At 51.5% G+C, this 21538-nt stretch carries 13 protein-coding genes and 2 pseudogenes; 3 read left to right on the forward strand and 12 right to left on the reverse strand.

Annotation, left to right across the window (positions count from 1 at the left end):
• The first annotated feature begins 381 nt into the window (after positions 1-381).
• Positions 382-597 (forward strand): hypothetical protein, encoded by a 216-nt coding sequence (locus tag GOB81_RS15825; RefSeq protein WP_173571279.1) that lies wholly within the window; start codon positions 382-384, stop codon positions 595-597.
• 93 nt (positions 598-690) lie between these two features.
• Here the strand turns inward: GOB81_RS15825 and GOB81_RS15830 are convergent, their stop codons facing one another.
• The 3 genes from GOB81_RS15830 to GOB81_RS15840 all read right to left on the reverse strand — a co-directional run bounded on the left by GOB81_RS15830 (position 691) and on the right by GOB81_RS15840 (position 9346).
• Positions 691-1773 (reverse strand): AI-2E family transporter, encoded by a 1083-nt coding sequence (locus GOB81_RS15830; RefSeq protein WP_173571280.1) that lies wholly within the window; start codon positions 1771-1773, stop codon positions 691-693.
• A gap of 1210 nt (positions 1774-2983) precedes the next feature.
• Positions 2984-4198, reverse strand: coding sequence for an acyltransferase family protein (locus tag GOB81_RS15835; RefSeq protein WP_173571281.1), 1215 nt, complete (start codon positions 4196-4198; stop codon positions 2984-2986).
• A gap of 381 nt (positions 4199-4579) precedes the next feature.
• The gene (locus tag GOB81_RS15840; protein ID WP_173571282.1) at positions 4580-9346 is read right to left on the reverse strand and encodes an ATP-dependent helicase; all 4767 of its coding nucleotides are present in this window, start codon (positions 9344-9346) and stop codon (positions 4580-4582) included.
• A gap of 641 nt (positions 9347-9987) precedes the next feature.
• On the opposite strand from GOB81_RS15840, the gene GOB81_RS15845 reads away from it, so the two are divergent.
• Entirely contained in the window at positions 9988-11034 is a 1047-nt protein-coding gene (locus tag GOB81_RS15845) for a catalase family peroxidase (protein ID WP_242010317.1), read from the forward strand.
• Positions 11031-11585, forward strand: a complete 555-nt coding sequence (locus GOB81_RS15850; RefSeq protein ID WP_173571284.1) for a cytochrome b — start codon at positions 11031-11033, stop codon at positions 11583-11585. The genes GOB81_RS15845 and GOB81_RS15850 overlap by 4 nt, the downstream gene beginning before the upstream one ends.
• Positions 11586-12405: 820 nt before the next feature.
• On the opposite strand, the pseudogene GOB81_RS17820 reads toward GOB81_RS15850, so the two are convergent.
• From GOB81_RS17820 to GOB81_RS15890, 9 genes and pseudogenes are all read right to left on the reverse strand, one after another.
• Positions 12406-12698 (reverse strand): annotated as a pseudogene (locus GOB81_RS17820) (transposase); the annotation flags it as partial.
• Between the two features lie 225 nt (positions 12699-12923).
• Positions 12924-13973, reverse strand: coding sequence for a zinc-dependent alcohol dehydrogenase (locus GOB81_RS15855; protein ID WP_173571285.1), 1050 nt, complete (start codon positions 13971-13973; stop codon positions 12924-12926).
• A gap of 17 nt (positions 13974-13990) precedes the next feature.
• Complete coding sequence (locus tag GOB81_RS15860; RefSeq protein WP_198912138.1) at positions 13991-14917, reverse strand: ABC transporter permease; 927 nt, start codon at positions 14915-14917, stop codon at positions 13991-13993.
• A gap of 26 nt (positions 14918-14943) precedes the next feature.
• Positions 14944-16449, reverse strand: coding sequence for a sugar ABC transporter ATP-binding protein (locus GOB81_RS15865; protein ID WP_173571287.1), 1506 nt, complete (start codon positions 16447-16449; stop codon positions 14944-14946).
• Between the two features lie 6 nt (positions 16450-16455).
• Positions 16456-17421 carry an ABC transporter permease gene (locus GOB81_RS15870; protein ID WP_173571288.1) on the reverse strand — a complete coding sequence of 322 codons (966 nt, stop codon included), beginning with the start codon at positions 17419-17421 and terminating at the stop codon, positions 16456-16458.
• 69 nt (positions 17422-17490) lie between these two features.
• Positions 17491-18624 carry a sugar ABC transporter substrate-binding protein gene (locus tag GOB81_RS15875; RefSeq protein ID WP_242010318.1) on the reverse strand — a complete coding sequence of 378 codons (1134 nt, stop codon included), beginning with the start codon at positions 18622-18624 and terminating at the stop codon, positions 17491-17493.
• A gap of 116 nt (positions 18625-18740) precedes the next feature.
• The gene (locus GOB81_RS15880) at positions 18741-19757 is read right to left on the reverse strand and encodes an aldo/keto reductase (RefSeq protein WP_173571289.1); all 1017 of its coding nucleotides are present in this window, start codon (positions 19755-19757) and stop codon (positions 18741-18743) included.
• 107 nt (positions 19758-19864) lie between these two features.
• On the reverse strand, positions 19865-20809 hold the full coding sequence (locus GOB81_RS15885; RefSeq protein ID WP_173571290.1) for an electron transfer flavoprotein subunit alpha/FixB family protein: 945 nt from the start codon (positions 20807-20809) through the stop codon (positions 19865-19867).
• Positions 20806-21429 (reverse strand): annotated as a pseudogene (locus GOB81_RS15890) (electron transfer flavoprotein subunit beta/FixA family protein); the annotation flags it as partial. The pseudogene GOB81_RS15890 and the gene GOB81_RS15885, both read right to left, overlap by 4 nt.
• Positions 21430-21538: the final 109 nt, after the last annotated feature.

Here is a 21538-nt window from a genome sequence, read left to right on the forward strand (position 1 = left end):
TCCGATCCCACTGACTGTCGCTCAGACCATACCGCCGCATTCACATCTCTCCCTGAAAACAGAGAGAAAACATCACAAAATACGCAGGAGTACAAGGCTCATGCCACGGGGCGTTAACTGACGACACGCCCTAGTGGTTGAAGCGTGTTGTATCGCTTATCGAGCCGACATTCCCTGTGACGTTCTTTCCTCTCGCTTCGGAGACCGAAAGAACGTCACAGGCTGCTGGCAAGAAAGTGAATCATTGAACGGATTTTGCGACATTTGACTGCCGATCGCGCCCAAGCATCCAGAGATAATCGATAGAACAATCGTACGAGCGCATCCCCACATTGCCGGTGTCCGTAAAAGGCGCTGCAAATCTGGCTATCAGGCGCCCGCGTGGCTGCTGACCCTGAAAATCCATACGGTAGTCGATACAAGAAAAAGGTCGTCACCCTTTCCCTGAGATCAGGGGACAAGGCTGATATCGCAAAAGCTTGGTCCGACAGGAAGATTTCAAAATCCATCCAACCGGGCAACATGCACTTCAACCTCAAAAAATTAGGTCTTCCATCTTTCCCCAAAACAAATCTCAGTAGAAAAGAAAAGTTATAACCCCTTCTTAAATCGAGATTTTTAGACCCAGATTAAATAGAACACCTCCCCACTATAAAAGTAAGTAATATTTCTAAAATATACAATAATAGATCATGTTCTTTCTTCAGTCACAATCCACTGCTTGATAAGAGTATACGTAACAGAAAGCAGCATTGGGCCAATGAAAATACCGGCTAATCCGAGTGCCGCCAATCCGCCAATGACACCCATCATGATTAATACCAGAGGAATATTGGCCTGCTTTCGAATTAAATATGGTCGGAGCATGTTATCAATCACAATGGTTAAAAACGTTATGGCAAGGAGGATAGCCGCCTGCGCTATACCCCTATCAAAATAAACCCAGATAACAGCAGGAAATAACGTAATACCCGGGCCCGCCTGAAGAAGACAGGCCATGAAAGTTATAGCAGTAAGAATGCTGGCCCACGGCACACCGGTAAAATACATACCGACCCCGCCAACCGCACTTTCGACAATAGCAGTAAGCGTTACTCCCAAGGCCACGCCACGGATGGTTTTTACCCCCAGTTGCAGCATATCCAGCCCGCGATCCCCGGCCAGCGTTGAAATAAATCTTCTGGACACATTAATCAGATATTCGGCATTTGTAAGAAATACTGCCAATATAATAAGTGTAAGCAGAAATTGTACGGCAAGCATGCCAATACTACCTGCATATGACATAAGATAGTGCATGATCTGGTCAGGCTGCGGGATTGCCTGCTGCACGATTTCCATGGGCTTCATAGTCTGCAGATGACGCCACCATTTCCCAAGATATGCCCCCACCATCGGAAGAGTCTGTATTTTATAGGGAAGATCGGGCAGTTTCAGTGAGGTGATGTAAGGAACAATCTGCTGGAAAGCATTGATGTGTTTCACAACCGTCGAAATAGCCAGCCAGAATGGCAGGACAAACATCACAATGGCTACAAAGAGAGTTGTGAAAACTGCAAGCTTTCGGCTGCCACGCAAGCGCGCCTGTAACCGCAGCAACATGGGCCACATCGTTACAGCAATTGTACCGGCCCAGATAAGGGCTGGGATGAAAGGCGTGAGAATCCACACCGCACCCAGCACGAGGGTGCTGGCCAATAGTGCCACCAGAACAGGGCGCGTTGCCGAAACTGCACCATTTTTCTCATCTGAAACAGACGTATCGGTTTTCATTGCGTATGCAACCCACGCCTGTGCGCAGACGCCCCGCCAAAGCGAATCAGCGTCGGCTGCAAAAATCCGGCGATGTGAAGCTCATTCAGAAACGATCCTCTCCAATCCGACCATTTTACCGGGATAACGCATAGGCTCCCGTATGAGCCGCTGACCATCACAGATATTGCCAAAATGAGTCGTCCTTTTGCTCCATTTGTACCGAAACCCAGTCCAATATGGTCTGAATCAGATCAGCATCTGCCTTTCCGGCACTTTTTTCCGTATGCGGCTTTCATGCCACGTCTGGCGTATATCTAGACCACAACGTTTCCCGGAGACACCCAGAAGACAGGATACTGGGATGCCTCCTCCCCGCTCCCCGCTCCCCGCAACAGCATCGAACACAGGCGTGCCTCCCGTCGATCACTTCATGAGATATATTACGGCGTTCAAACCCACGACAGCCATCGCGGCAACCTAATCCGCATGCATTCACCGCATAAAGTGATCGGCTGCGGAAGTTTCCCGAATGGAGAGTGCCCTTCACCGGGTATCGAGGTTGTCAATTCTGGATGCGATTTCCGTCATTTACCCACATTTTTATAGCAACAAGAACCTGAAGCCTGCTGACCCACAACCAGATGCCAATTTCTTAAGCCAGACAGGATGCACGGAACCGATCTTCAGCCACCTTTGAATGTAAGAGCCCTTTTGGAAATTGCTGTTCGCCTTCGAACGCAAGCTTTCCGCAAAGCTGTTAACGCCAGATTGGCTGTTTCCGGCCGGTTTCATATTTCACTTCTGCGCCACACGGGGGCTTCCGGTCCGGAACAGGAATTTCTAAAAGGGCACTAAAACATTCCGTAGAAAGAGATCAGCCGATCATCGGAGGAGTAGAAGAAAGAGCACCCCACACAACAGAGATGCAGGCTCTCTCCCTTTTGTAGAAAACAGGTCGAAACGTGCGGATATGAAAATATGCTCAAAATGGTTCCCAAGCCTGAATCGACTCCCAAATTGAAAGCCAATTTAATTTTCTGGAAGGAAACGGGGTGCTATGCACATGATGCTGGCGGGCGTTACAGGCTGTCCCCTCCCCGCCAGCACACATCCCTCGGTTAAATTATCCTAGTCACTATCCTTGGATAGACCAAGAGCAAGGGAACTTTCAGGTCAAAGGAAAGCCGTCCCAGCAGACGGCTTTTATGAGCCCGAAGACAACCACTCTCTATATTTTGCCGTGCACACCGGCCCTTCCCGCGACGAACCGGCTTTCTTCAAATCCGTCGGATGTGCCGGATGGGATCTGGCTGCCTGTCGCAGAGATGCGTTTGCCGACAAAGCGAGAAATTGCTGTGGAGGGCTTTTCCACCAGAAGATTAAATCCCCAGGCTATAAACACTGACACCGCCACAGCAATCGCCACAGTCGCAGGAAATGGAAGTACGTCACTTAACAGCCTGCACACTACGGCCAGCACAATGACATGGAGCAGATAGAGACTATACGATATGCGACCAAGAAATTGCGGTATCCGACTATTAAGGAATCTGGATGTTTTACCTTCAGCCAGGGCCAAAATAATCAACAGAGAAGAGGATGCAACACACAGAAGCATCAGAACAAAATTCTTCCCTCCCAATATGACATCTGTTCTTTCCGGGTAAAAGCAGATGCCAGTAACCCCGACAATCCATAAGATGCCCCTCGCGAACCCTGATCGCGCTTCAACCCATTGACGTACAGGCTTCGACTTTTCAGCAATATATATACCGACAATGAACGGCAGAATATATTCCAGCGTGGTCAATGCAGACAGAACAAACTCATTGTGAATTTTCGAAGATAGTATCGAAAGGCCAAGCCCGACAAACAAGGCCGCCCCTATTGCCACTCTCCAGTTATACAATGTCAAAAGGACAAGTATTGGAAAGATGAATGAGATACGCATTTCGATAATCAGGCTCCACATGGGATTATCGAGATATGTCTGAGTGCCATCCATCAGCAAGTGATGAGCAAGAGACCCGGCGGATGTCTGCCCCTCCCAGATGCGGTCATTGAACCACGACGCCGCTGTGGGAACCGACATACCGCCCAATACATGAGCCAGCGCAAAAGAGACAAGAATAGCAACGGCAAATGGCAGCCATATCCTGATGAATCTTTTTGCTATGAACGGCAGATATTTCTGATGGTCCCTGCCTACAAACGTGAAGCCGAGCACAACACCGCTCAGGACAAAAAACATAATAACCATCGATGGTCCGGAAACGAATATCCGGAGAGGCGTCAGGTATACGAGAGAACCGTCTGCGGCAAAACCTTGCGAGAGTAGAGTTGTTCTTTGTTCATTTAGACCCGGTATACATATAAGTGCGTGGTGAAATACCACGATGAGCGCAGCTATGCCACGCAATGCGTCAAGAGACCTGATACGCATGCCATACTCCGAAAACAGGGGCGGCCTGCGTATCATTTAAAATACCATCTAACAAATGTATGTTAGCTATTTATCTATAAAAAAATTATTTTCTGCCATCGTGTCAGAGCCGTATGCCATACCTCCTACCCAGAAGCTATAGAAATATCCCATTAATCAATAGCTTGACCGTATATACGGAATCTGATTATGCGTCACAAAATCGTCTTACAAATAAAACAATCCTTCGCGTAGATGCTCTCGTGAGAGGATGGAATAACAAAAAAATAGGATTTCCGAGTGAATGCTGGCGCGGGGGATCCATAAAAAAAGCCACCTCCACTTAAATTAACGAACAAAAATCGTCATGCTATTCTTCAGGTAAAAAAGTAAATCCAAATATCAGGTGCGCCACCCCAGCCCTTTTGGAAGTGGAAAGAAGCCTATCTGGCGAAGAGTGCCAGCCAAAGGCGAACTCATGACCGGCTCACCATCGATTGTTTCCACCGTGAACATCGCTCTTTTTTCCCGCTTCAGCGCCGATGCGAGCGCTGCGAAGGATGCCGATATCCGGGCCTGACAGGCAGGATCGTTCTGGTCGAAATAGGTCAGCACATTTCGTCCGCCGGGAGGCAGATAGACTGTCAGAAGCCCCTCACACAGGACGACAATTGCCCCTTTGCGGCGTGTGGGGTGCGTTGCGTCGGGGTGAATCGGCCACGCAAGAATGGTTCCGTAAGGATTGGCCGGGTCCGGCGCGGCCAAGGCAACTGCGACCGGGTCGGCTGAAGTATCGGAGGCCAGATCACGCAGCCGGTCGATTGTGGCGCGATCACCGAACTGAGCGCCCCCCAACCCTTCGACAAATCTGCCGCGCAGGACATGTCCGGCATCTTCCATGCGGCGCAGAAAGGGTTGCAGGGCCGGAAAGCCGCCGTTCACATCCTCGGCCATGGTCGCGCCGCGTGTCACAATGCCGTATCTGTCGAGAAGTTTTTCCACGCATGCCAGACCGCGTTCCGTATCGCTGCACACCTCGTGCAGGATGAGAGACCAGCGCCCCGGCATCATGGCGTCATCCTCTCTGGACATGCGAGGCTGCACGGAACCGGCCACACGCAGCCGGGAGGATGGCGCCCATATCCCCGTATAGCGCCGCTTGGGTAGGGAGGTCCGTGCCCTTGCCGTTTTATGCAGACCGGTAAGCGTGCGCAGAGGAGCGAAGGTATCGGCGGAGATGTAGCCGAGCCAGACAAGATTCCAGAGTGCGGCCCGGATATCGGATGTGATGGCAAATTCCCCGGTGGGCAAATCCATTGCCGCCATGGGCAGGAGGTCATGGAACTGGCGCACGAAGAACGCACCCCCATTGGCCATGATGTGCAGGAGACTGGTCTGGAGCGAAGACAACTCCTCTGGAGGCGATGACGGAGCGGTCGGGAGCGTCTGTCCGGCGATATCCCTCAGATGGAAGGAAACGAGGCCATCATTCTCTCCGAGAGCGCCACGCCCAACCCATATGACATCGCCTGCGGCCAAAAGGCCGTCCAGCATGTGCGGTGTGTAATCGCGGACACGGGCTGGCAGGATATGCGTTTCCCAGAGTGAGGCCGGAAGAAAGAGCCCTGCCAGTTGTTCCAGAACCCGGATCACGCCCTCCACCCCTTCCAGAGAACCGTGGCTGGCATCAGGAAAAGTCGAGGCTGTCAGATATTGCCGCTCCGTCAGTAGGCGCACATAAGCCTGCGGTGAGACGGGCTGCGTGGCCTCCCGCGCGGCACGAAGCGAGCGCAGGCGGAGACGGCGGAAGATATCTTCCGAGACCCACTCGTGCTTTGCGCTCTCTGCTTCATAAACTTTTGAGGGTGTCTGTTCTTCCAGCCGCCTTTCAATGCCGAAATTGCCTTTCAGGACGGCTCCACGATCACACAGCTCATTTAGAACTCTGTCCACCACCGCTGCTCCAAGCCCGAAACAGACCGCCACTTCTCCTGTCGTGAAGGGAGCGTGGGTCCGCGCATAGCGGGCGACGAGATCACGAAGAGAATCGCTGGATGAGCGCAGGAAGACATCGGGCAGGTCATCAGGCAGACGAACACCGAGCGCGTCGTGCAATCTGCCAGCATCCTCAATGATCGCCCAGTGCTGTTCACCTGCGATATCGACCGGAATCAGGCGTGATGCCTGCTGCAACTGAGTGAGATACTCGCCGACATGATCGGCCTCTGTTTCCGGAACGCTCCGCATCACGCGGGACTGGGTGAGAGGTCCCAGTTCACGCAGAAGGTCCGCCACCCCCTCCGGACCGCTGACACGGCGATCCGGGGCCGTCCTCTGGAGTTCCTGTCCGACACGGCTGACAACATCAGGATCAAGGATATCGCTGAAATCCACCTGCCCCAGCAGATCGTCCAGCAAGCCGGTGTCCAGAGACAGCACGGAGGCACGGCGTTCGGCGAGCGGTGTATCGCCCGCGTACATGAATTCGGCGACGTAGCCGAACAGCATGGTGGAGGCGAAGGGGGATGGAGTTTCGGTCGTGACTTCAACGAGACCGATCTTCCCCTCGTGCAGGCTCTGCATCAGGTGGTGCAGGGTTTCCAGATCATAGACATCCTGAAGACATTCCCTTGCTGTTTCGACAAGAATGGGAAAATCCCTGTGTTCGTGTGCGATTTGCAAAAGCTGGGAGGATCGTAGCCTCTGCTGCCAAAGTGGAGACCGTTTGCCCGGATTGCGACGCGGCAGGAGGAGCGCCCGCGCGGCACATTCGCGAAAGCGAGACGCGAAGAGGGCCGATGAACTGACGGCGCTCGTCAGAAAACCCCTTAGAATATCGGGATCGAACATGAAAAGAGGAGCCCCGGGAGGACCACCGTTCGTATCGGGAATGCGCGCTACCATGCCGTCATCACTGGCGACCACCGATGCATCCGCGCCGAACATGTCGCGCGCGCGTTCCGCGACGGCCAGCGCCCAGGCGGCATGAACGCGCCTGCCATAGGGAGAATGGAGGATGACGCGCCAGTCGCCGGTTTCATCACGGCACCGTTCGATGACCAGCGTTTCGTCCGTCGGCAGCACACCGGTCGCCTCGTGCTGCTCCGCGACATAACGCACAATGTTAGTGGCGGCATTCGTGTCGAGCCCGAGAACCTTCATCTGCGTTTTCACCAGATGATCGGACGCTTCTTCAAGAGTGCCATGTACAATAGTGCTGTCGAGTTCACGGAGAAACCGCCCGATGGCATGTCCAAGTTCCGCAGGACGCGCAGGGCCGTCACCGTGCCAGAATGGCAGGCGAGCGGAGCGTCCGGGGGCTGGCACCACGATGACCTGATCGTTGGTGATCTGCTGAATGCGCCAGGAGGTCGCGCCCAGCGTGATGACATCATTGACGCGGGATTCGTAGACCATTTCCTCGTCAAGTTCGCCCACCCTGCGGGCTCCGGCCTTCTCCTCCCCTTCAGGAAGCATCACGCTGAACATGCCACGATCAGGGATTGTGCCTCCGCTGATGACGGCCAGTTGCTTTGCGCCGGGACGCGCGGTCAGGGTGCCGTCTTGTCTGTCCCAGATCAGACGCGGACGAAACTCCGAGAATTCGTCGGAAGGATACTGCCCGGCAAGCATTTCGAGCGTGGCGTCGAAGGCTTTGCGAGACAGTTCATGGAATGGCGAGGAACGCCTGACGGTGGCGTACCACTCATCGACCCCGAGCGCGTCCATTGCGACGGCGGCGATGGTCTGCTGGGCGAGCACATCCAGCGGATTACGCGGCGGTGCGATAGCCTCCAGTTTTCCTTCCAGCATGCAGTGAGCCGTCACGGTCGCATCGATCAGATCACGGCGCGACCGGGGATAGATGAGGCCGGTTGAGATCCCTCCGACCTGATGCCCTGCCCGTCCCACGCGCTGAAGCCCGCTTGCCACCGCGGGAGGCGCTCCAACCTGAATCACCAGATCGACCAGCCCCATGTCGATGCCGAGTTCGAGACTGGACGTTGCAACCACGCAGCGCAGTTCACCCGATTTCAGAGCAGACTCAATCTCCCCCCGCTGTTCCTTCGACACGGAGCCATGATGCGAGCGGGCAATGAGTGGAGGGAGTCCTGCGGCACGTCCTCCCGTTCCGCCGGCAGAGGACTCATAATGAACCGGCGCTTCCTCGGGCTCCGGCAACTGATCCGTGGAGCGTTCAGCATAAAGCTCATTCAGACGAGCCGTGAGCTTTTCAGCAAGACCCCGCGAGTTGACGAAAACAATCGTTGAACGGCGGCTTTCGATCTGACTGAGAATATGAGCGGTGACGTGTGGCCAGATTGAACCCGTCTGGTTCTGCTGAACCGGTGCGCCTGCCGCGCCGCCGGTTGCGGGGATATCGCTCATATCCTCGACGGGGACGATAATGCGCAGTTCGAGACGGCGATCCGATGCCGGATTGACCACCGTGGTTGGCTGCGCACCGCCAAGGAAGCCCGCAACGCGATCAATGGGACGGACCGTGGCGGACAGGCCGATGCGCTGGGCCGGGTGGCTCAGCAGACGGTCAAGACGTTCAAGACTTAGGGCAAGGTGCGAGCCGCGCTTCGTACCAGCGACGGCATGGATTTCGTCGATGATGACGGTGGTCACCTCACGCAGCGTTTCCCGCGCGTTGGAGGTGAGCATGAGATAAAGAGATTCAGGTGTCGTAATGAGGATATCGGGAGGGCGTCTGACGAGTGCAGCCCGTTCCGAGGGCGGTGTGTCCCCCGTCCGCATCCCGACCGTTATGCTGACGGGAAGATCACCTCGCTTCTCGCATTCTGCGCTGACACCTTCGAGTGGAAGGCGCAGATTGCGCTGCACATCCGCACCGAGAGCCTTGATGGGCGAGATGTAAACGATCTTCGTCTTGTTTCTGGCTGGCTTGGAGGAGGATGGTGGCTTTGTTTCGCCCTCGCTGAAGAGGCGGTCGATGGCCAGCATGAAAGCGGCCAGTGTCTTGCCCGAGCCCGTCGGCGCGATGACAAGCACGCATCCCCCTTTGCGGATTTCGGTCCAGGCGGCGTTCTGGACCGGGGTCGGGACGCCGAAGGTTTTCGAGAACCACGCCCGCGTTGAGGGGGCGAACGAAGCCAGACTTACTGGGGAACAGTCAGCCTCTCGGGTGCGTTTGCGGGACATGGTGGCCTCCGGTCAGTGCGACGCATGTCTTTTGGCGCTCCGGCAGGCTGCGTCTGTTCATTGCGGGCAGCTCTTTCTCCGAAGAAAGAGGGAGACAATACGGTTATGACGGCTGCCCTGTTCTGTCTTAACATGATCGGAGATGATGTCGTAAGCGACGCGGGCGCCCTTCGCTGTTAGACGGAAGCACTTCTGACAAGCAGAAAACCCATACCTCATCGGGGCAAAATCGTGAGGAAGAAGATAAGACCATTGGATACCGCATTCCGTCGTCCGGGTACGTCAGGAACATTTCGCCTGCATGTGAAACTTAATACATCGCGCAGTCTTAATATGTTGTGGGACGCCCATCAGAAAGAGCACTCAGAGTGTGACGTCCGGTAATGGAAAGGCTGCCAAACCCATTTCTCAAAGAGCGAATTATAAAACCCTTACATTCGTCCATCTGAGTTATCCGGTGCCTACATCCCCCGGTTGTTTCCTCTGATAGTTTCACAAAAACGGCGACATTCCATCTGTCATCCTGATCCGGTTTCCTGCCGAAGAAACAGAAAAATTCCGTAGCCTCCGAGGTCAGCATGGTAGAGCCACCCGACGAACGCAGGACGAGAACCTCCCTCCTCCCAACAGATCCCACTGTTATGAAACACCTTGGATTTATCGGCATCGTTCTGGCATTGCTTTGCAGCACCTTCGCGTGGAGCGCCGGGTGGCTGTCGCCACATCGTCTCACACAAACCAGCATGCTCGATGCACTCCGTGCGGTGGACGGACTGCATCCCGGCTTTCGCCGCAACCATGCAAAAGGGATGTGTGTGACGGGCTGGTTTGAAAGCAACGGCAATGCGGCCGATCTCTCCACCGCATCCGTATTTCGTCCGGGACGCGTTCCTGTCGTCGGGCGTTTCGCGCTGGCAGGTGGCATGCCGTTTCAGGCGGATGCACCGGCGAAAGTGCGCAGCATGGCGCTTCGCCTCATGCCACCGGACGGTCAGGAGTGGCGCATGGGCATTAATAATATCCCGGTCTTTGTCGCACGGACCCCTCAGGAATTTCATGATCTGCTGCTGGCCACCCGTCCCAACCCGGTAACCGGCAAACCAGACCCGGCACGCGTTCAGCCCTTCATGGCCGCGCATCCGGATGTAGCACGGGCCATCGGCCTAGTGGGCAAACGCCCCCTGACCTCCGGTTTTGCTGATGACACCTATCTCAGTCTCGACACTTTCCGCTTCGTCAACACAAATGGAACATCGATCCCCGTGCGCTGGGCCATGGTTCCGGTCACGCCGCCATCCGCCCCTTCTCCCGGCAATGGACCGAACTATCTGTTCGAAAACCTGATCACCGCCCTGCATCAGGCTCCCCTGCAATGGCACCTGATCATAACGAAAGGCGAGGCCACCGATCCGACTGCCGATCCGACTCTCAACTGGCCAGCAGATCGTCCGCAGGTCGATGCGGGAACGCTGACTCTCACCAGCGCGGAAAGCGAGGATAATGGTGCCTGCACCGGCATCACTTACGATCCGATGGTCCTCCCCACCGGGATCACGGCGTCCGACGATCCGATCCTGCCCGCACGATCCGCCGCTTATATGAGCTCTTTTGTCCGGCGATCAGGCGAAACCAAGCCTCCCAGCGCCATCAGTCCGGCGACCGCCTCCCCCAATGGAGGCCCGTCATGAGCGCTATCGTCCGCTTCTCCGTCTTCGCCAGAATGCTCCACTGGCTGATGGCCGCCATGATCCTGACCATGCTCTTTATAGGTGTGTTTATGGCGGCGACCGAAGGCACCGCTTACAATACCCTCCTCGCGTTCCACCGCCCCACAGGCCTCATCATTCTGGCACTGGCCATCATCCGGCTCGGCAACCGTTTCTTTGTCCCACCCCCGCCGCTTCCGGCCAGCCTCCCACGAATACAGCGAATGGCCGCCTTGGGTTCCCATATCCTGCTCTATGGCCTGATGATCGCGATGCCACTGGTAGGATGGGGAATGCTTTCCGCTGGCGCTTATCCCATCGTGTTCTGGGGAAGCATCCATCTGCCCCCCATTTTGCCCCACAATCCGGCGTTGTTCGCTCTGTTGCGACATGCACACACATGGTTCGGCCTGACCTTCTTTGCGGTCATTGTGATTCATCTTGGCGCAGCACTACTCCACGCTCTGATCCTGCGGGATGGCGTGTTTCCTGCCATGGCATCCTGGCGAACCGGGCAGCGCGATGAGGATTGAGGATTTACTTTGGAGGTGAGTGCTGCGTGAAAAGGATATTTGGGAAAATACAGAATCATGAATGTTTTTAAATTGATGCCTCACACTTGGATCAGTTGGCTGTTCACCACCCCCGATCAACAGAAAAAATCCATTCGGATACGATGAGGCTTTAAAAATAAAAACTTTTATTGTGCAATGATATGATTGACACTTGAAATACTCACCCCTCCAAAACTGTCAGATACCGTCCTGAACAGTCGCATTCATCTACCACTCGCAAATCTTATCTTCTCATATACCTGACTTGATCTGCAGGAAAAAACTGCCACTGATATCGTCGAACCACTACACCCAAGGATATTCGGGCTAAGCTCGAAAAAACGTCTTATAAGGCAAAATCACTATATCAGGAACGTTCGAATAACTCCGTTTAAGAATATAGCCCTTTGCATCAAGAACGGGATGTGAGAGGAGGCCATGTTGTTGGACAGTTTCCGGGCCAGAATAAGCTCTACCCAATTGATGTCATGCTGCCATTCTGACGTCGACGTTCTATAATACACCTCGTCGGGCGGACGCCCTGTGCCAAGTGTGGTCGATGCGCGTTGTTAATGCCCGATCCACACCCTGAGCCTTTCAAACCGTTCCGATCAGTTCTCGAATGCATGAAGATAGATGCATTCGCACGATCCCTTAGCAGCCAAACATATTTCCGGTATTGGGGATGCGGCATCGTCGTGCGCCGTTTCTGGTGGATGGCTGCTAGACGCATCTTCGCCATCGGCCGCCGGGCCAACTTGCGACCCATAGACGCTTTTTATTCCGGGTCGATTATTTACCGCCTCTGATCACGCCCAACCGAACAGAGGCATCCTGCAAAAAATCCCGTTCCACCAGCAGATCACTAATCTTTGCTTACAGCTTCTCCGCCTCAATCGGGCTCACGGTCGCCTCGGCCGTAAGTATGGCAGGCATTCCCCTCGATTGCCTGCCGCTTCCACTGCACAATCATCGTCTGATGCACACCATCCTTCGACACCAGTTCCGCCACGTCTGCTCACTACGGATCGCCTCCAGCGTAACCCGAGACTTGAACTCACACGAATACCGTTTCCGCGTAACTTTACCCATAAAACCCGTCCGCTCTCAGGTTGGGTTTTAGCTTAATGCCCTGTCCGAAAATCGGCGCCACCTCTGTTCTGGAGTGGCACCGTAGGCGCCCCATAAAGCCGCGCTGCTTGTAAAGCCTGATACGAGACCTGCATTCACTATCTTGCAACCTCGATACAATCCGTCTTTGATGTCCACTGACAAAGCAATGACACATCGTCAATTAACAAAAATATTTACTTATAATCATAGAACGCTCTTATTCCGATCTGGATAAATCTGTACTTTCAGGATGCCAGGATTTTTCCCCAAAGACTCAAATGCCGCCTGAATCCCACTAAGCGCAACCACTGACTGAATGAACGGCTCTACCCGAAACCGTCCATGCGTCAACAATGTCAGAGCGTCATACATATCCTCCCCCATGCCCGCCACAGAGCCTTTGATGGAATTTTCTCTGAGTACTGTGTCAAGAATTTTGAGGGGCACAATATCATCAGGTCCCGTGATACCGAAAGCAGCCACGTGGCCGCCCCGACGTATCAGTTCAAACGACTGAGCGTACAAGGCTGGAGATCCAATACTTTCGATCACAACATCCGCACCACGGCCATCAGTTTCTTTCTTCACGATATCCAGAACATTGCTTGCTTGCGTAATGACCACATCCGCTCCGGCCTGCAATGCAAGTGCCGCACGCTCGGATGATAATTCGACCGCAATAACTGGAGCGGCCCCAATCAGACGCATCATCTGAATATGTAAATTCCCGATCGGACCAGCACCAAGAACAACAACAGACTGCCCAAAGCCAATCCCCGATTTGCGGGCAGCTCTCACCACGCAGGCGACAGGCTCCGTTAAAGCCAGAACTTCCAAAGGAACGTCTGCCGGTGCCTTAATAATCTGACGCGCGGGCACCATAACATATTCCGCAAATCCTCCATCCCGATGAATACCGATCTGCTGCATTTCACTACAGTTCAGTATTTCGTTCTTTCGACAAAAATAACAATGACCGCAGCCGACGTTGATATCGGCGACAACGCGTTGTCCCATATCGAGGCCACTGACTTTTTCACCCATACAGTGAATGGTGCCCACAAATTCATGACCCGGAATGAGCGGCAATCTGTCGGAGGAATAGTGGCCTTGAAAAATATGGATGTCCGTTCCACAAATACCACAGCGATCCACCTTAACCAGAACATCGTCTGGACCAACAGCTGGAACAAGCACTTCCTTGACCTCGAAACATCCGGGAGCTGTCAGCACGGCAGCCTGCATCGTTTTCATTTCAGTTTCCTCACCCTCTATTTAACAGTGAGCATTTTTGAACGATCAATCGTGGATGCAATGGCAACAATCAGAACAATTCCAAAGAAAATCTGTTGCCCTGTTGCTGGAATATTGAAGTAAATCATACTGGCGCGAACGACTGCGACAATCATCGTGCCAATTACCGTACTGGCGACGCCGCCCACCCCACCCGTCAGGGGTGTTCCTCCCACAAGTACCGCCACGATAGCGGGTAATAAAAACCCTTCGGCTAATGTTGGAGATCCACCAGACAATCTCACGGAAAACATGACGCCAGCCATAGCCGCAAACATCCCGGAGAGAGCAAAGGCAAGAATCTTGTAGCGTTCAACATGAATACCAGATGCTACGGCAACCGGTTCACCGGTTCCTATCGCTTTGAAGATTCGTCCAGCAATTGTATGGCTCTGGATGAACCAGGCCAATAGAGCAACAATGATCGCCGCCATCAGTTCATGAGGGATACCAGCGGTCTTTCCCAATAACCAGCCAAAAGCCTGTTGCCTCTGAACAGTATCCATATGCAAAGCTTGCTGACCAGAAGCATATTGCCCGATAGACAATGCAATTCCGCCAACAGCAAGAGTCGAGATAAAAGAAGGAACCTTGAAGCGCGTCGTTACCATGCCAGAAATTGCTCCGCACAAGAATCCCGCTGCGACGACAAGGACTCCAGATACGACACCAAACGCAGGCAGAGCAATCGTTGTCAGAACAGTAGTCATATTGGCTATGGACTGAGATGAAAGATCTATACTTCCGATGTATATGACAAGCGTTATCCCGATAGCCATAATGAGAAGAGGCGCCACATCTGTTGCCAGACCAAGCAGATTGGCCGGACTTAGAAAGCGAACGTCTGTCAAACCAACCAGAAGCAACCCGCAAACAAGCGTAATCCAGGGAAAATGACGCCTCATTCTCTCCCTGTATGTCAGTCCTTCATTCACACCATGTGCTGGATGAGATCGAAGGGAGAAGGCTTTGAGCCCGGCAGGCAAGTGAACCATTGTCTGATTTCTCCGTCCCTGATGACAGCGATGGTGTGACTGAGGCCAATTGCCTCTTCCAAAGTATCCGCAACGAGAATAATACCCACTCCGTCCTGTGACATGTCGCGGATCATGTCATAGACATCCTCTTTTGCTCCGATATCCAGCCCACGCGTCGGATGATCGAGAAGAATAATATCCGAACCTCCACTTCGCCATTTTGCCAAAACAACTTTTTGCTGATTTCCACCAGAAAGATTACCGCAATCAGTATTTTCAGAAGGAACCTTGACCGATAGGCGGTGGATCCAGTCTCGGGCAAGTGCACGTTCTGACGGCACCTTCAGAATGCCGCCCCAGGAATAATTCTTCATTTGAGAAAGTGTCATATTTTCAAAAACATTCATGCCACTCGCTATACCTTCAATTTTACGTTCGCGAGGTACATAGGCGATACCGTGCGCCACACTTCGTGCCGCACTGAATGCATTAACCGGTTCCCCTCTGATTTTTATCGTTCCTTTTTCTGGCTTCTGCATGCCAAAAATTGTTCTCAAAATCGGTTCTCTTCCCGAACCTTCAACACCCAGAAGAGCAATTACTTCACCAGCATGAAGTGCCAGTGAAACGTCATTTCCTCGACCGGCAATGGTTACATGCTCGAGTTCAAGCAAAACATTATTTTTATCAAATGAGCTTTGCCTGTCTTCACGATAGTATTGAGAGTGGATATCTCGTCCGACCATTTTTTTCTGTATGTCAGCAGCATTCGCCGTCTCACCATCTATGGTATCGACAACAACACCGTCTTTCAGAACGTAGATACGATCGGAAAGTTCTATGATTTCATCTAGCCTATGGGAAACAAATATGAAGGATGCGCGTCTACGAAGTTCTTTTACCAGCGTAAAAAGAAGATCTATTTCTTCTTTAGACAGAACTGACGTCGGTTCATCCAGAAGGATGACAAGCTTCCCCTCAGTCCTTTCCTCAAGTGTCAGAACTTTTGCTAATTCGACGAGTTGCCTTTGAGCGAATGTCAATTTTGATGTCAGTGTTGATGGACTAATATTTAGCTTAACTTTTTCGAGTTGTTTCCTGGCTGCAGCTGCCATTTTGCGCCAGTTAATCGATCCAAAATATACAAAGGGCTCTTCAAAACCAAGGAAGATGTTTTCCATGACGGTCAGGTTAGGAATGAGTGATTGCTCCTGATAAACCATACCGATACCTCTTTTCATGGCATCGCGAGGGTTACGAAAATGCACATTCTCTCCGTCAACCAGCACATCGCCAGCATCATGCTGAACCGCCCCGTATATGATCTTCATGAGAGTAGATTTTCCTGCGCCATTCTCACCCACCAGTCCGACGATTTCACCATCGCCAACGCTGAAATCGACACCTTTAAGAACATGTACGCCGGGATAACGCTTTTCGACATTCCGCAGTTCGAACATGGCACCCTACTTTATAAAAGAAAGAGAACGACGGTCAGTGGAAAGGTAGACAGCAAAAATTACCAGAATTCCAAGAACACCATCTTGAAAATAATCTGGAAGACCTGTTACTACCATACCATTACCAATAACATTCACAATCAGAACACCTACGAGAGTGCTCCACACTCCGCCAGATCCTCCGCGAAGAGCTGTGCCGCCCACCACAACTGATGTAATAGAAGTAAACATGAAATTGCGACCAGTCTCAGTCTCTGCAATCCCAAGTCGTGCAACCGCAAAAATTGCACCCAGCGCATAAAAAATACCAGCGAGTGTAAAACCAATAATCCGCAATCTTCCAACATTTAAACCAGAAGCACGAGCTAGATCCTCACCTCCACCAACAGCGTAAAAATTACGACCAATAACTGTATCATCCTGAATGAACCACGCGACCATCAGGCAAAGAAGAGCTGCGTAGACCATAAGAGGAAAACCCATAATTCGGAACGTAAGCAGAGAACGAAATACAGGATCATCAATCAGAATACGATTACCACCAGTAATCAGAAGAGATAGACCAATTCCTATAAAACCTAATGAAAGACTTGCCATAAAAGAAGGAATTTTTAGCTGAACATGAACAATTCCGTTAACGGCCCCAAGAAATGCGCCCGCGAGAAGGGCTCCGGGAATAGCCAGCCATCCAATTCCACTAATTGAACCACCAAAAATATTTAGGATCAGTGCGAACAGAACAGCACAAACAGCAATGGTGCCTTCCATTGAAAGGTCAATCGATCCCATCAGGATGACAAATGTAACCCCTACCGCCACCATCAGAGCTGGTGTTGACGAAATCGTTATACGAGCAAAATTACGCAGTGAAAAAAAATGTGGATTGATTGTGGTAAAAAGCAATACAAGACCAATAAGAACGAGAACAGGTGCCCATTTTCTTATCATGTCGGCCGTCAGAAGCGTGCTCATGACACAACCTCATCGCTAGAATAAGAGTGAAAATATAGTCTGTATACAGACTGACTCATTTTGTTCGGTTTATGATTTATATTTTATGGGACCACTGGTGAAAGACCACAAACTTTTCCAATCATATTCAGGGTTCGAATCTATGTATTTCGACTTAAATTCACTGGCATCTTTTGTTGTAACCAAAGTTGCCGGACCATAAAATTCGCGATGTTCTTTCGGTTCAGACGATGGTTTAAAAACCCCTGTTGCCGCATAATAGGCGAGTGCGGCGGTAATTCCTCCACCCCAATAAGGATTGGTGAAGACGGTTGCCAACAGCTTTCCTTGAGCCACAAGCCCCACAGCTTGCGGATTTCCATCATATGATACAATCGGCATACCTTCGATGGCTTCAGCTCGAAGAGCTTCTATTACACCATAAGCCATCGTATCACTCGCACAATGCACGCCTTTTACGGCATCACCATAACGCGTAAGAAACCCGGACATGACCTGATTGGCTTTCTGGGTATCCCAATCAGCGGCCTGGACAGCCAGCAACTCAATGTTTGGATAAGATTTCAAGGCATTTTTCAGTCCCTGAAGACGTTCAATGGCCGGGTTATTGGAGGCTATTCCTCCAAGATGCACCACCCCACCCTTCCCCCCCATGGCGTCGAACAGCACGCGCGCAGTCTGTTCGGAAGGGCCCACATCCGACCATGTCATGTGCGAAACATAATTATCGCCAAAATCCCACGGGTGCAGATCATCGGTCTTGTTCCAAATGGTAGAAATATAGGCCCCGGCACTACAAACAGCTTCAACAACAGGCCGACAGTTCGGCATATCATTCGGATCTGCCGCAAGAGCGACCTGACTTCCATAACGGGACAATAATGATTTAATATCAGCAAGAGATTTCTCGCTTGATCCTTCATTGATCAGATTAATCAAGCTATCAGATGGACGTCCGAGACTGCGAACAAAAGCGTCTCCTCCCGCAACAATAGAATTCCAGTACGGATTTGTTCGATCCCGATAACTCCATGCTATTTTTGGATTTTGTACTGCTGCCCTTGCGGTTTTGGTTTTCAAGGCGGAAGAGACTGCCATTCCACCTAAACCATAGGCTGACAGTAACAGAAATTGACGGCGTTCGCATATTTGCCGCTCTAGATAATTTTTAATGAACGACATAACTGCCTCCAGCGCGCCCATGCAGAATTCCGTAAGTATTATTTTTTCTGAACGGCTATTTCCACGGCGCATTTATTATTAAAATGAAAAACAACAGAATCAGACTGAGTGCCCTGAGATACAACGCAGCATTAGTTTCATCCTGGAACAGGTGCGTTTTCTCTTAACAATCCTCTGTTTTTCAAATCGCTCCAGAACTGACTGGGGATTGGATAACTGAACCACTGAAGATTCTGTTCTAACTGTGCTACAGTGCGCGTTCCTGCACAAAATGCAGATATAGCAGGGTGAGCAACAACAAACTGGAGAGCAGCTGCCGCAAGAGGGACACCATATTCACGACAAACAGCCTCTATTTTCTGGACTTTTATCATAATACTCTCAGGCGCAGCGGAATAGTTATACCGGGCATTTGGAACAGCACCTGTGGCGAGAATTCCAGAATTAAAGCCTCCGCCAACAACTACTGCCGCCCCGCGCTCCTCACAGAGCGGCAGGAAACGGTCCAATGCCTCCTGCTCAAGGAGTGTATAGCGGCCAGCAAGAAGAAAGCAGTCAAAATCCCGTTGCTTGAGGGCTTCGTAACAGACTTCCCATTCATTCACCCCGACACCGATCGCCTTCACAACTCCTTCAGAGCGAAGCCGTTCCAGTGCACGCCAGCATCCGTCCATAGCCTGACGAAAAACTTCCGGCTGCCCATCTCCCTGCGTAAATCGATCAATATCATGTATAAAAAGGATATCAATTCGTTCCAAAGCAAGACGTTGCAGGGAATCCTCAAAAGAACGCATTGTCCCATCAAAACTATAGTCAAAATCGATCACATTAGGAGCAGCGTTATTCCAGGGTTCAAAGTCTATATCCGATCTTCGGGCCGCCCGAAGTTTTCGTCCGACTTTTGAAGAAACCACATAGTCATCACGATTTTTCCATCGCAGAGCATGTCCAAGCCTGAGTTCTGCTAATCCGTGTCCATACATGGGGGCCGTATCATAAAAACGGACACCTGCATTCCAGGCGCTTTCTATCATATTGCTGGCAACATCTTCTTTCACTTCACTCAGAAAATTACCGAGCGGTGCCGTACCGAACGCAAAGGCCGTCACCTCCAGTCCACTCCGACCAAACATATGTTTTTCATAAGGTTTCATTATCCGTCACCCTCTTTTTCCGTAATACGTGCGTACTCGGTTTATTTTTATGGATGGCTACTTAGAAACTTCTTACACGATGGCGCATTAATAAAAATTATAAGATTTTATATTGAAAATTCTGTTCCCATTTTCTCCGTCAGCTCTGGCACAACGGAAAACAAATCACCGACCAATGCATAGTCAGCGACCTTGAAAATAGGTGCATCCTCATCCTTGTTTATTGCAACAATTATTTTTGAATCTTTCATTCCAGCAAGATGTTGAATAGCCCCGGAAATACCTACAGCAAGATATAAATCCGGCGCCACTACCTTACCTGTTTGTCCCACTTGCCAGTCATTCGGGGCATACCCCAGATCGACGGCAGCACGGCTCGCCCCTACTGCGGCGCCCATCTTGTCTGCAAGCTGTATGATGGCATCAAAATTTTCTTTTGATCCCATTCCCCGTCCTCCAGAGACTACAATTTTTGCTGATATCAGGTCCGGACGTTCAGACACCACCTCGATATCTTCCAGCCATGATGATAATTCTGGATCTGGCACTCCTACAATCATCTCGATCGAGGCTTTGCCACCTTTCTCTACCGCTTTGAAAGCTGTCGTTCTGACAGTCAAGACTTTTACAAGATCAGATGAAATTACCGTCTGAATCGCATTCCCAGCAAAAATGGGTCTATCAAACGTGTCAACATCATGTACGGCTATAATATCCGATAGCACCATTACATCCAGAAGCGCTGCTACCCTCGGTAGAATATTTTTTGAAAAGGCAGTAGAGGGAGCTATAATATGCTGATAACTTCCAGCAAGGGAGAAAATCAGAGCAGCAATAGGTTCAGCCAAGCCATGCGCCAGACTATCATGCTGTGCCAAAATTACTTTTGACACACCTTGCAATGACGCAGCTTCTGCTGCGGCGTCCTGGCCATCATCTGAAGCAATCAGGATATGAACATCTCCAAGAGGCAACGCCGCGGAAAGTGCTTTTGACACCGCATCCGTTGCCAAATGCCCCTGACTGAGTTCGGCAAGCAGGAGAACACTCATCGGAGAACACCTTCCTCTATTTTAAGTTTTGCAATCAATTCATCAACCGATCTGACTTTTACTCCTTGAGAACGCTGCTGTGGCTCGACAGTTCGCAAAGTTTTCAATCGGGGTGCAATATCCCCTTCCAGTTCAGTCAGATTACGTAGCTCCAAGGGTTTTTTCTTTGCTTTCATGATATTCGGAAGCGAAACATAACGTGGTTCATTCAGTCGCAGATCAACCGTAATAACCGCAGGTAGCCTGACCCTGATAATCTGCAGTCCTCCATCAACCTCACGTGTCACAGTGGCGTTGCCCTGCGAGATATCAATGCTGGATGCAAACGTAGCCTGCCCCCATCCCAGCAGGCCTGCCAGCATCTGTCCTGTTGCATTCATGTCATTATCAATCGCCTGTTTGCCTGCAATGACGATGTCCGGTTTTTCATCACGAACAATTCTTGCGAGAATTTTGGCAACAGCGAGAGGCTCGATATCATGATTGACGTTCGAGGTCGCCTCTACAAGAATGGCTCGGTCAGCTCCCATTCCCAACGCCGTACGCAATACATCTTGCGACTGAGTGGTGCCAATGGAGACCGCAATAATCTCTGAAACGATCCCTTTTTCCTTCATTCGGTAATCCCCCCATTTTTAGTGGGGCATTGAATGAGAATTCAGGCAGCTGTTTTTAGTTTCTGGGCGGGGGTTAGCCCGCTGTTCCCCATGTTGGGTCTGTCATGGTTAT

The sequence above is a fragment of the Acetobacter conturbans genome, from assembly GCF_011516755.1.
In the GTDB taxonomy this organism is placed as follows: Bacteria; Pseudomonadota; Alphaproteobacteria; order Acetobacterales; family Acetobacteraceae; genus Acetobacter; species Acetobacter conturbans.

Bases quoted from the DNA above. Each gene is read 5' to 3' on its own strand.
- GOB81_RS15835 (WP_173571281.1), bottom strand. From the start codon at position 4,198: ATGCGTATCAGGTCTCTTGACGCATTGCGTGGCATAGCTGCGCTCATC.
- GOB81_RS15845 (WP_242010317.1), top strand. From the start codon at position 9,988: ATGAAACACCTTGGATTTATCGGCATCGTTCTGGCATTGCTTTGCAGC.
- GOB81_RS15855 (WP_173571285.1), bottom strand. From the start codon at position 13,973: ATGAAAACGATGCAGGCTGCCGTGCTGACAGCTCCCGGATGTTTCGAG.
- GOB81_RS15830 (WP_173571280.1), bottom strand. From the start codon at position 1,773: ATGAAAACCGATACGTCTGTTTCAGATGAGAAAAATGGTGCAGTTTCG.
- GOB81_RS15885 (WP_173571290.1), bottom strand. From the start codon at position 20,809: ATGAGTGTTCTCCTGCTTGCCGAACTCAGTCAGGGGCATTTGGCAACG.
- GOB81_RS15860 (WP_198912138.1), bottom strand. From the start codon at position 14,917: ATGAGGCGTCATTTTCCCTGGATTACGCTTGTTTGCGGGTTGCTTCTG.
- GOB81_RS15840 (WP_173571282.1), bottom strand. From the start codon at position 9,346: ATGTCCCGCAAACGCACCCGAGAGGCTGACTGTTCCCCAGTAAGTCTG.
- GOB81_RS15850 (WP_173571284.1), top strand. From the start codon at position 11,031: ATGAGCGCTATCGTCCGCTTCTCCGTCTTCGCCAGAATGCTCCACTGG.
- GOB81_RS15875 (WP_242010318.1), bottom strand. From the start codon at position 18,624: ATGGGCGCGCTGGAGGCAGTTATGTCGTTCATTAAAAATTATCTAGAG.
- GOB81_RS15865 (WP_173571287.1), bottom strand. From the start codon at position 16,449: ATGTTCGAACTGCGGAATGTCGAAAAGCGTTATCCCGGCGTACATGTT.
- GOB81_RS15870 (WP_173571288.1), bottom strand. From the start codon at position 17,421: ATGAGCACGCTTCTGACGGCCGACATGATAAGAAAATGGGCACCTGTT.
- GOB81_RS15880 (WP_173571289.1), bottom strand. From the start codon at position 19,757: ATGAAACCTTATGAAAAACATATGTTTGGTCGGAGTGGACTGGAGGTG.